Here is a 12,061-nt window from a genome sequence, read left to right on the forward strand (position 1 = left end):
GCTATGGAGGTGCTTGTATGGCAAATGAACAATTTGAGGCTGCACGGAAAGCAGAGGCAGGTTACCATTCTAACTTCTATCAGAATAATGAATTATTCGCGTCCGGTACCTGGATGGCGAGACCCATGCCGATGGTTATGGATATGCTTGAGCGTTTGCTTACCCATAAGACAGAGCTGCGTGTTCTCGATTTGGGATGTGGTGTAGGCAGACATACGATACCCATTGCGCAGCGTCTTGGGCAAACAAATAGTGAAGTTATCGGGGTGGATTTGCTGGATGAGGCTGCAGATGGACTTCGTAAATATGCGAAAGAATATCAGGTTGATCATATGGTGCAAGTAGAGAAGGCGGATGTTGAGCATTACGCTGTCAAGCCGGATCATTTTGATTATATTGCTGCTTGCTCTTGCCTGGAACATGTTTCAAATAAACAAGCCTTAGTGGAGGCTATTGAACGTTTGCAAGTGGGAACTCGTACAGGCGGCATTCATTGTATCACGATGAGTACGAGTGTAGAGGAAAAGGAAATCAACACAGGCCGGGAGATTGAGCCGTTGATTGAATTGAATCTGCCCACAGCTGAGGCTATAGCATTACTGGAGAAGGCTTATGCTAATTGGAACATTCTGCTTCAGGAACATGTAACACAGACGATCGAAGAGGAAAAATATGATGAACCGACACAGTTCCGTTGTGAACTGCTTCGTTTCGCTGCACAGAAGCAATAGTAGCCTGCCGGGATCGCGTAGTAAGGTCCCGGTAGTTCGTATTACTCCGCAGCTTAATAGAACATCACGAGAAGCATCATGGGATAGGGGACATCATCACACCAGAACATGGGGGATCAGAATGAGTACATATGTGATTGGCATGGATGGCGGGGGAAGTCATACACGTGTGGCATTGGCCGATGAGAACGGAAAGGTTTTGTCTTATGTGCAAAAAGGCGGTTGCAACCGCTATCATGATGCCAATGCAGAGCAGAACGTATTGGAGGGCATCGCTGAAGCTATTCGCAGAGCTGGGCTAGAAGTGGATCAGATTGCTTCCATTCAGGCGGGGATGGCAGGCCTGGATCAGCCAGAAGATACAGTCTGGGCTGAAGCTTTACTCGCTCAAACCGGGATATTAGGCAGAATCAGCGCAGTAAATGACACGCATATTGCACATACGGCAGCCTTTGGCGGTGAGCCAGGCATCGTAGCTATTGGGGGCACAGGCTCTCTGATTCTCGGTAAAACGGAACAAGGGAACTGGCTTCGCAATGACCAGTTCGGCCACTATGCGCCAACAGCAGCTCGTTTTTTGGCTTATGACGCGGTGCATTCCATCCTTGCGGGACGTTATGGTCCGCAGGACCAACCCTGGATCGAACAGATATTAGCCTATTGGAATGTAACTTCGATTCAGGAGCTTGCTGCACTAGGCGTATCAGGTTTTGCTGAAAATAGACAGGCCATTTATCGGATATTTGGTCAAATGGCTCCTTTGGTTACCGAAGCAGCAGCCGAAAATATTCCCCTTGCGGTCAGAGTATGCGATTCAGCAGCGGATACGGCCGTTGTGGGTATTCTCATGCTTGCATCGTGTTTTAAAGATCAGCAGGTGCGCATGACGCTTACAGGAAGTTGTCTGAGTACACCTTATATGGTGGAGGCCGTTCGAAAGGGGCTGAATGCAGCCTATAAACCGGGTGGACAACAGATTCATTACATTACCAGCCATGTGCCAGCAGTCGGAGGTGCGCTGCTGGATGCATATCATTTGGCAGGAATTCAGGTGCCTGAAGGTATCACGTCTGATCTCCAATCGGAGCTGAAACGGCATACGACTTGAACTTTTAAAGGCTAACGACTACAATACGATAACGGAATCAAGCAAGTTATAGGAGGAATCAGGGTGTTAATTCAATTGAAATCACGCATACATGAGCCGGAAGTGCAGGAGCTGTTGTCCTACTCGGTCTTTCCCGACCCGGATCACCTGAATCGTGCGTTACAACAGTATGTTAATAAGGACGAGCTGCATTTGGACGGTTATGAAGACGAAGGCCAGCTGATCGGTCTGATTGGATATGAAAGTACAGGAACGAGTGAGATCACTATTCATCACATCGCTGTCCTGCCTGAGAACCGTTTTAAAAATTATGGTCGTGGCATGATTTCACAGGTGCTGGCCAAATATAACCCCGACAGACTGATCGCTGAGACCGATGTGGAAGCGGTAGAGTTTTATCGAAATACGGGATTCGTAGTGTACAGCCTGGGTGAGCTGTATCCGGGTGTGGAGCGATTCCGCTGTGTATTAGAGAAGGACGAGGAGCAAGACGAAGACTAGTAACTGTCTACTACTGTGTAACGTAAAGAGAGCATAATCATAACAGGATGTTGGATTTGGCGAAGCAGCTGAGTCGGACGTCCTGTTTTTTTGTCGTTTGTTTGAAAAAATAGGAAAAACGTATTGCTTTGCAATATAGTTTCATTATAGAATAGTTTCATTGAAGAATAGTTCTATGAGTGAACTATATTTTTAGGGAAGGAGAATGAAGAATGAACACACCGGATGCTAGAAGTTTGGTTAACCGTTATTTGGATGCTTCTTTCCTGGTAACCAAACGGTTTGATACCCAGATACGTGAACGCCTGGGCCAAACCATTACCACAGATCAGTTCTGTGCACTTCGTATGATTGAGGAGAAACCGTTATGTACGCCTTCTGATCTGGCAGAGCTTTTGTGTGTAGGCAAGAGCAGTATCACTGCTCTGGTCAACAAGCTGGTGGATCGGGATCTGGTCCATCGGGCCGGGGATGAGCGTGACCGCAGAGTTGTTTATTTGACCCTGACGGACAATGGACGTGAAGTATACAGGGAAACGGAACAGGAAATACAGCAGCTTCTGGAGCCGTATTTGGTCCATTTCAAACCGGAAGAGGTTCAGAATTTCATTGAATCTTTTGAGAAGCTCGCAGCTTTGTTAACGCATGAAGGAGGACAGGAGAACGAATGAGAACGATTTTGAAAGCGCGATGGTGGTTGATGGGGCTATGGGTCGTTGTGGCCGCCGTATTAATGTTCACCGCCCCTAACATGAGTGAATTGATTCGGGAAAAGGGACAGTTTTCGGTTCCTGAAGGACACTCTTCCACCCAGGCAGCGGCGATTCTGGAAGAAGCCGCTGCACAAAAGGGTGAGCAGCAGGGCAGCCAGTTGGCTCTTGTATTTTATAATCCGGATGGTTTGGGTGCCGAGGGTAAAGAAGAGGCAGAACAGGCCGTTAAGAAACTGGAGGCCGAAAAAGAGAAACTGGGCATTCTGTCCATACTGGAACCGTTCTCTCAACCAGAATTATCAGACAAAATGATCTCTGCCGATGGCAAGACGATCTTAACGTCGCTTTCTATTGATCAGGGAGATCGTACAGTCAAGGAAATGCGCGAAGATCTCAATGAAGCTTTGTCATCGGTCAATGTGGAGCATTACATAACCGGTAAAGGTTTAATTGATGAGGATACGGTGGAAAGCTCCCAAGAAGGACTCAAAAAATCGGAGTACATTACCGTAGTATTTATTTTGCTCATCCTATTCCTTGTATTCCGCTCTTTTGTCGCTCCATTTGTTCCACTGCTTACGGTAGGGATCAGCTACATTGTTTCACAGCAGATTGTCGCGTTCCTTGTGGACGGTCTAGACTTCCCTATTTCGACATTTACGCAGATCTTTATGGTGGCAGTCATGTTCGGGATCGGTACGGACTATTGCATCCTGTTGATTAGCCGGTTCAAGGAAGAATTGGCTCATCATGAAAATACGTGGGATGCCATTATTGCTACGTACCGCACAGCAGGCAAAACGGTATTCTTCTCCGCACTCGCCGTGCTGGTTGGATTTATTGCCATTGGTTTTGCACAGTTTATGTTGTATCGTTCCGCGGTAGCGGTTGCTGTCGGTATTGCCGTGATGATGCTGGCATTAGTCACGATTGTTCCATTTTTTATGGCAGTGCTGGGCAAAAGGCTGTTCTGGCCTTCCAAGGGTTCACTGGAGCATGCCGAGAGCAAGATTTACGGTGCAGCCGGTCGTTTCTCCTTAAAACGCCCATGGGCAGCTCTGCTCATCGTTGCAGCGGTATGTGTGCCATTGCTGGCAACTTACGACGGCAAACTGTCGTTTAACAGTCTTGATGAGATTGGTGAGAAATATGATTCGGTCAAAGCATTCAATATCATTTCCGACAGCTTCGGTCCGGGTGAATCCTTGCCGGGTCAGGTCGTTATTCAAAATGATGAAGCTATGGATAACGCCAAGTATATGGCGCTCGCCGAAAAGATTAGCCGGGAAGTGGAGAAGGTGCCAGGGATCTCTGGTGTCCGCAGCATGACACGTCCAACCGGTGATGAGATCAAAGATTTTGAAGTGACACAACAAGTAGGGACATTATCTGATGGTTTGGGCGAAGGCAAATCGGGTCTGGATAAAATCCGTGATGGTCTGAGCGAAGCCAGCAGTCAGTTAAGCAAAAATGAACCACAACTTAAAGAAGCTGCGGATGGGGCTGGAGAACTGACCAAAGGTACTTCCCAACTGCAGTCTGGTATTACACAGTTGTCGGAAGGACTTCAGCAGATTGAAAAAGGAATTCGTGACGGCTCCTCGGGCGCCGGTGATCTAAAAGCAGGTCTGCAGAAAGCCAAAACGAGTGCAGATCAACTTGCACAGGCCAACAATCAGCTGCTTCAAGCCTATCGTCAGGCAGGAGCAGGTGTCGCAGCGCTGGGTGATGGTGTAGGTGAACTGCAACAACAACTCAAAGGTGTATCTACAGCGTTGACCAGCTTGAATGAATCGTTCACAGCGCTTGAAGAGCGCTATCCTGATTTGCTGCAAGACGCCGATTATCAGCGGGTCAAAGGCACCCTTGGTGAAACAGGTACCGGCACAGCACAGCTCGCTCAAGGTTTGGGTCAAATTCAAACCAAGCTAGGCGAAGCCGCGGCTGGAATCAATCAGGCTAACAAAGGCTATGCCTCCGCAGCTTCCGGACAGAAGGCACTTGCCGATGGTCTGGGTCAGATTGTGACGGGAATCAGTCAGTTACAATCCGGTCTCAAACAGGCCGCTGACGGTCAAGGTAAAGTGATTAGTGAAATTCCTTCCATCCAGAACGGACTTGGTCAGCTTCAGGGTGGTCAGGAGAAAATTCAGCAAGGCTTCTCGGATCTGAGTGGTCAACTGACTCAATTGACAGATGGTCTTAATCAGAGTGTAGATGGAATCGAACAGGTTTCAGGTGGACTCGATTCAGCACAGGACTACCTGACACAATTGCAAAACTCTCCTGATTCGGATCTGGCAGGCTGGTATGTTCCTGAAGAAGCACTGAATAGTAAGGACTTCACACAGGTATTCGATACGTATCTGTCCAAAGATCGGAAAACGATGACGATTGACGTTATTTTTGCCGAGAATCCATATGGAACTGAAGCGATTGATCGTGTTCCGGATATCGAAGCTGCTGTACATCGTGCTGTACAGGGAAGTGCGCTTGAAAAAGCAGATATTGCCATTGGCGGGGTAACCAGTACATTTGCAGATCTGCAGGAAGTCTCCAACAATGACTACACACGCACAGTTATGCTGATGCTTGCAGGAACGTTTATCATTCTGGTCCTGCTGCTCCGTTCGGTTATTATGCCGCTGTATCTGATTGTCTCGTTGTTGCTGGCTTATTTCACATCCATGGCCCTGACGGAAGCGATCTTTGTGAATATACTTGGGTTCGCGGGCATCAGTTGGGTTACGCCGTTCTTCGGCTTTGTCATGCTGATTGCACTGGGAGTGGATTACAGTATCTTCCTGATGGACCGTTTCAATGAGAACAAAGGTATGAGAGTACAGGACGCCATGTTGTATGCCATGAAAAACATGGGTACGGTTATCCTGTCTGCAGCCGTCATTCTGAGTGGTACCTTTGCCGCAATGTATCCATCGGGAGTTCTTTCGATGATGCAGATTGCGACGGTTGTACTCAGCGGACTGATCTTGTATTCTCTGTTGTTCCTGCCATTCTTCGTTCCTGTAATGGTGAAAATGTTTGGCCGTGCCAACTGGTGGCCATTCCCGAATAAGGAACAGGCAGATTCCGTTGATTCGGATCGTAACATAGGCATGTAATTAAATGATATATGAACAGCCCCACTGGATTCCCGGCGGGGCTTTCTGTATGGTTTTGAACAATCCTTTATGAAACGGACAAATAAATGTGTATGCCTACGGACACCATCCCGCGCCTTGTCTCCGTTCCTCTCATACGATATATAGGAATTGTATATGGAGTAGTTTATAACACAGCAGAGAGGGGCGGCGGGATGGTATATCGATATGTGGCTATAGGAGATTCATTAACGGTAGGTACAGGAGCGCTGCTGGGCACCGGCTTTGTTCCTTTATATCGGAGAATGGCAGAAACGAATGTGCGTACGTTTGTATCCATGGATAATTTGGGCGTGAATGGACTTACGTCAGGGGAAATGCTGCAGATGATATCCAACAATCCAAGAGTGCGGCAATCGCTGCGTGAGGCGGATATTATTACGTTGTCGATTGGTGGGAACGATCTGATTCGTACATTCAAAGCGAGTGGCGGGATCCCGAATGCAAGTAAGATGACACAGGTGCTTGGGGATACTCGCAGTAACGTGTCCCAGATTATGAGGCATATCCGGCAGTTGAAAGGAAACAGTGTATATATGGTCCGTACGATTGGGTTGTACAACCCATATCCGCAAGCGGCGGAAGCTGCATATTGGGTGCGGCAATATAATTCCTTTCTGAATAGTGCAGGATCGGGGAACTATGCCTGTGCTCAGGTCTATGACCGGTTTGAAGGGCGTGAACGTGAACTGTTATTTTGGGACAGGGTTCATCCAAATGCAAAAGGATATCGCGTGATTGCAGAACAGTTGAATCGTACAGGATACTATCCATTTGCCTAATCAGCTGGCAGTGAAGCTTAGAATGACTATTACCTCGAAGCTGACTAGACCGAAAGAAATACTTCCGTTAAGATGAGGACATATAGAGGTTGTATTACGTGAGATAAAGGAGTTATTTTTGGTGCACATCATCGATTCAGGTTCCCTAAACGATTCAGAACAGCAGCTCATATCCACCGTTTTATCCTCATATGGCTTCACGTCCAACTGGAAAGCTCAGCGTGGAAAGGGAGGCATGAACAACTCTACCTTCATGGTAGAGATGGGCCAAGAATGTTACGTGCTGAGGCAGTATGAAACGCATAATGATCAAATGAAAATTGCTTTTGAACACGAGGTGCTGTCTGCCTTGTCACGTTCAGAGTTTGAGCTTGATGTGCCTGCGCCCGTTAGCCTTCCTGATGAGAAGCATGCAACATTTCTTGCTGTGCAGGATCATTCCTCGGGCCGGAGCAAAATCGTGACGTTGTTCCATTATCGTGAGGGTCATAATCCCGTGTGGAATACACCCGATCAGCTCAGTGGGCTGGGCAGGGCGGGTGGCATGCTGTCTTCCGTTATGGCGCGCCTTCCCATAACCCTGGCTCCCGTTTATCCGCCCTATTATCAGATTCAGGAGGCTTACCCGCTCTGTTCACCGGAGAAACTATTACAACTATGCACCTCACCCCCAGATACGCTGATGGCATGTGCAGATGACTTGCAGAAGCTGAAGGTTGTATTGCCAGACTTATTCAATACGCTGCGAGGCATGGAGCTTTTACCACATCAACTGGTACATGGGGATTTGAATGCATCCAATGTATTGGCAGACTCTCAGGATATCATATGTGCCATTTTGGATTTTGAATTCGTCACATGGGATCTGCGGGTAATGGAGCTTGCTGTGCCCATGTCTGACCTTCTGACGATGGACAAGGAGCAGGCATGGATGTGGGAGGCTTTGGAGGGATTGATTCAGGGATTCAGGCAACAGGTCAGCCTGGAACCAGAGGAGCTGAGCGTGATTCCAGCGCTTATTTTGCTTCGAAGTCTGGATGTCGTGATGCATTTTATCAGTCGATTGTTCGAAGGTACAGATGAGCCTGATGTGGCTGTGCAGCAAATCAGGAAGCTGAGAGAACGGATAGACTGGATGAAAGGTAATGAGGAACGACTGCGTGAGCTGCTGACCTAGCTCTGCAACATGGGATGTATGACAAAAGTGCACTGATTTCTGCCTTGAGGCAATTATCAGTGCACTTTTTATTTGGTGAAATTTTTTATCACGAATGAATGGAATGGATGCGTACATTTCAAATTCACGACGTCGAATCCATTGCTCAATCTGACGTAATCAAACAGCTTTACAGTCCACGCTTGCGGAACCAGCTGCGAACAGCCCAGCGACGTTCCTGGCGCTTCTTATATTTTGGCAGGGAGCGATACACGTTCAGTGATTGCTCGTAGGCTTGTTTTGCATCAGCAGTACGTCCAAGGGAGCGGTACACCGAGCCGAGCAGATAATATGCTTCACTGGATGAAGAATGAATCTCCTGGAATTGCTGAACGTATGCCAGCGCTTTGTCCCGGTGAGTATCCTTGAAAGCACCTGCAAGTGTTAGATAAGGACGTCCATATTTCACTCTTGGATTAATATCCAGTGCCTGCAAAATATGACGTTCGCCTTCTTCCGTTTGGCCCAGATGAAGTTCAGTTGTGCCCAGCGCCTCCCAATATTCGGCTGATTGCTCGTAAGGATGTTCCAGTTCCAGCAGCAAGGCATGAGCTTCGCTATAACGTTTGCGTTCAATCAACAGACGCGCCAAATCCAGCTTGGAAGAGACTTCATTCGGACTCATGGCAAGCTGCTGCCGGAGCCGTGAGATGTTACGCATACGTTTAAGTGGCTTCATGAAGCTTGGCATCACCCCAACATAGCGACGATCCAGGAAATACAGAATGATGAGGAAAATAATAACCGCCAAGAACGGATTGCCTACAATCCGCCACAGCAGGCCAAAGATTAGAAATTTAATCAGCACGACAAAGTCAACTCCAATTATGATGTAATCGCATTTCGAACACTTAAAATATATTTGGATTGGTCCAGCGGGTTAACTCCTCTGCGTTTCCGCGTATGGGTCTGATCCGAAGGACAATCCTGGTACCCGGCAAAAGAAGTCGTGAGCACCCCGCGTCCGCTCGTCTCTGAGCGGAGCTTCACCGGATAATCCATGGAGCTTGCCAGAGGCATACGTCCTTCAACGATGCATCGACCGCCTCCGATGATCGGCGCTTCAAAGGTTGCTCGCATATGTACCAGATCACTGAGCGCTTTACCGCCGTACTCCTCGGGGACCGTTAACCGGAAATTAAGAATGGGTTCCAGCAGGGTCGTGCCTATGCTTGCCAACCCGTCCATAATCCCCATCGGCGTGGCTACCACAAAATCCAGTGGATGGGTATGCCAGACATGATGCTCACCTTCGATTAGCGTAATGCGCAGGTCGGTAACCTCCCACCCCAATAACCCCTGAGATAGCGCTTCGGGAATGCGGCGCTCCACTTCATTCTGATAACGAAGCAGAAGATGATCCGTCCGGACGGTGGATGAGTAGATCAGACCGCTACCACGTGGCAAAGGCTCAATGCTGAATCGAAGAATGGCCCAGCAAGGCTTGGGCATCGTATACGCAATGAATCCTTCCCCTGAAGAACGAGGAGTCTCCTTATAGATGACGGACGGCGGGTCAAATACGACATCCAGTCCGAAACGACTCATCAGCAGGCTGGACAGAATTTCAAGCTGGATGGTTCCCATGACTTTAAGATGCAGTTCCCGTTCTTCAGGCAACCATTGCAAATCGAGCAGGGGATCTTCATCCGTCAGCTCTTGCAGTGCCGCTACAAGGTCAGGATAACGAGCCGTGTCTTTACCATGTACCTGCACGGTCAACAAGGGAACAGCCAGCTGGGGTACAGGAGGCACACCTTCGGGGCTGCCAATAATATCACCAACATGGGTTTCGCTTAGTCCGTACAGTGCGGCGATCTGTCCAGCATGAACAGCACCCGTATCCGCCCATTTCCGACCATCCATTCGGCGAATCTGTGTCACTTTCTCTTCCAGCTCCCGAGTGGAGTTATAGATCGTATCCCGATTATACACACTGCCACCATACATGCGAACATAGGCTGTACGGCCCATCGTTTTATCCCGTTCAATTTTGAATACAACCCCGGATACTGAAGGTTCTTGAGGCTGCGCAGGTGCAGGAAGAAATTCGATGATGGCATCCAGCAGCTCCGTTATGCCGATTCCTTTGCCCGAAGCACCATAACAAATGGGGAACACTTCGCCCTGATGCACCTTTTTGCAAAATGCTTCATCTAGCTGGTCAGCTGGCAGCGTTTCACCATTAATGTAGGCTTCCATCAGATCTTCGTCGAGTTCGGCCAATAATTCAAAAAGGCCGGGGATAGAAGAAGAACCCTGCACTTGCGCTTGGCTCTCATTCCATAAAGAGTCAATGCCCTCGAACACCTCTTCATTCATCCGAAAGGTTTGGATTTCGCATACGAAGGGAGAGAGACTGGAGCGGATCTGATCGATAACCGTCTCAGCAGAAGCGCCAACCCGATCCATTTTGTTAATATAAATCAGGGTAGGAATTCCAAGCGAGCGGAGAGCATGCCAGATGGTCTCGCTTTGGGATTGGACCCCTTCCACGGCGGACACAATCAGTACGGCTCCGTCCATAACGCGCAGGGATCGCTCTACCTCAGAGCTGAAATCGATATGACCCGGCGTATCAATCAGATCAATAATCGTATCTTTCCAGATCAAAGAGGTCATAGCCGCCTGTACGGAAATGCCTCGTTCCTTTTCAATATCCAGAGAGTCTGTGGCTGTTGTTCCATCATCTACGCGACCTGGACTACGTACGACACCGCTTTGAAATAACATATGTTCTGTCGTTGTTGTTTTCCCTGCATCGACGTGTGCGAAGATGCCGATATTTCTGCGATTCAATTCGTTTAACATGGGATGTAAGGCTCCTCTGGCAGCAGAAACGCATCGTTTCCGACATTGTAATTCAGTATTATAACATACCACACGAATAGTATGGAAGAATATGTTACACACAGACAAATCTCTACATTTCAGGATGTTGTGACAATCACGTTTGATGCTGATTCTTCATGGTTTTACGGTAGGCAGCGGGTGTGGTACCCGTCAGTTTCTTGAATTGTCGATAAAAATGGGGCAGGCTCTCAAAGCCGCAGGCATCGGCAACAACGGTCATTGTCTCATCACTTCGAAGCAGGTGCTCTTTCGCCATAATGACCCGGCGGGCCAACGCATAGTCAGTTAGTGTCATACCAGTATACCTTTTGAACGCACGGCTGAAGTGCGCCGGGGATACGGCTGCCTGCCGTGCCAGTTCCGGCAAAGAAAGGCCACTGCGCAGCTCTTCATCCATATGAGTCAGCGTAGAGGAGAGCCAGCTTGGTCCAGGAACACTTCTGGCAGGACTTGCAGGACCAACTGCCTCCAATCGCTCCAGATAAATAAGTAAGAGTTGCAACCGCAGCAGAGCGGCGTGGGCACTCAGGTGATGTTCTAACTGGAATTCTGCATGAATGTCGTCAATTAATGCAGCAACCTGGGCTTGCTCCTTGGCATCCAGATGTCTCTTGTACACCCTGCGTTTGCGGCAGCGTTCAAATAGAGAGAGCATGGCTGACGCATTGCCTCCCGCTGTGGAAGCCAGTAATCCTGGACTGAAGAATAAGGCCGACGAAGTCACCAGATTCCCGGCATCAGGCAATGCGCGATGTACCGTGCTGCCAGGAATGATGAACAAATCACCCTCCTGCATGTCTTCAAGACCGTTATCAATGAAAATGGTGCCTTGACCCCTATATACATAAATAATTTCATGCCAGTCATGAAGATGATCCGGCAACTCGTTCTGGGGGGACTTGGTATCTGCATACACCAGACGAAAGGGAATCCCCGATTCCGCCTGAATGGTTGTACGAACGGGCGAACGTTCCATTCGATCTCCTTTCAAAACAG

10 protein-coding genes are annotated in these 12,061 nt (G+C 48.5%); 7 read left to right on the forward strand and 3 right to left on the reverse strand.

Going from position 1 to position 12,061, the window contains the following annotated elements:
• Window positions 1-17 precede the first annotated feature (17 nt).
• The 7 genes from PTQ21_RS16085 (at window position 18) to PTQ21_RS16115 (ending at window position 8,173) form a co-directional block, all read left to right on the forward strand.
• Complete coding sequence (locus PTQ21_RS16085) at window positions 18-731, forward strand: class I SAM-dependent methyltransferase (RefSeq protein ID WP_090805309.1); 714 nt, start codon at window positions 18-20, stop codon at window positions 729-731.
• Window positions 732-852: 121 nt separating this feature from the next.
• Window positions 853-1,839, forward strand: a complete 987-nt coding sequence (locus PTQ21_RS16090; RefSeq protein ID WP_274566348.1) for an N-acetylglucosamine kinase — start codon at window positions 853-855, stop codon at window positions 1,837-1,839.
• Window positions 1,840-1,902: 63 nt separating this feature from the next.
• Window positions 1,903-2,340 (forward strand): GNAT family N-acetyltransferase, encoded by a 438-nt coding sequence (locus PTQ21_RS16095; RefSeq protein WP_274566349.1) that lies wholly within the window; start codon window positions 1,903-1,905, stop codon window positions 2,338-2,340.
• A 212-nt stretch (window positions 2,341-2,552) separates the two neighbouring features.
• The gene (locus PTQ21_RS16100; RefSeq protein WP_063564696.1) at window positions 2,553-3,011 is read left to right on the forward strand and encodes a MarR family winged helix-turn-helix transcriptional regulator; all 459 of its coding nucleotides are present in this window, start codon (window positions 2,553-2,555) and stop codon (window positions 3,009-3,011) included.
• Window positions 3,008-6,175: an MMPL family transporter gene (locus tag PTQ21_RS16105; protein WP_063564695.1), complete on the forward strand. Its 3,168-nt coding sequence runs from the start codon at window positions 3,008-3,010 to the stop codon at window positions 6,173-6,175. Before PTQ21_RS16100 ends, PTQ21_RS16105 begins: the two co-directional genes overlap by 4 nt.
• A gap of 194 nt (window positions 6,176-6,369) precedes the next feature.
• Window positions 6,370-6,996, forward strand: a complete 627-nt coding sequence (locus tag PTQ21_RS16110) for a GDSL-type esterase/lipase family protein (RefSeq protein WP_063564694.1) — start codon at window positions 6,370-6,372, stop codon at window positions 6,994-6,996.
• Between the two features lie 121 nt (window positions 6,997-7,117).
• Window positions 7,118-8,173: a phosphotransferase gene (locus PTQ21_RS16115; RefSeq protein WP_090949070.1), complete on the forward strand. Its 1,056-nt coding sequence runs from the start codon at window positions 7,118-7,120 to the stop codon at window positions 8,171-8,173.
• 169 nt (window positions 8,174-8,342) lie between these two features.
• Here PTQ21_RS16115 and PTQ21_RS16120 read toward each other — a convergent pair whose 3' ends face one another.
• The 3 genes from PTQ21_RS16120 to PTQ21_RS16130 form a co-directional block, all read right to left on the reverse strand.
• Window positions 8,343-9,020, reverse strand: a complete 678-nt coding sequence (locus tag PTQ21_RS16120) for a tetratricopeptide repeat protein (RefSeq protein WP_274566350.1) — start codon at window positions 9,018-9,020, stop codon at window positions 8,343-8,345.
• 17 nt (window positions 9,021-9,037) lie between these two features.
• Window positions 9,038-11,023 (reverse strand): elongation factor G, encoded by a 1,986-nt coding sequence (locus PTQ21_RS16125; protein ID WP_090805321.1) that lies wholly within the window; start codon window positions 11,021-11,023, stop codon window positions 9,038-9,040.
• Window positions 11,024-11,159: 136 nt separating this feature from the next.
• Window positions 11,160-12,041: an AraC family transcriptional regulator gene (locus tag PTQ21_RS16130; protein WP_090805324.1), complete on the reverse strand. Its 882-nt coding sequence runs from the start codon at window positions 12,039-12,041 to the stop codon at window positions 11,160-11,162.
• Window positions 12,042-12,061 lie beyond the last annotated feature (20 nt).

It is taken from the genome of Paenibacillus marchantiae, from assembly GCF_028771845.1.
Classification (GTDB): Bacteria; Bacillota; Bacilli; order Paenibacillales; family Paenibacillaceae; genus Paenibacillus; species Paenibacillus marchantiae.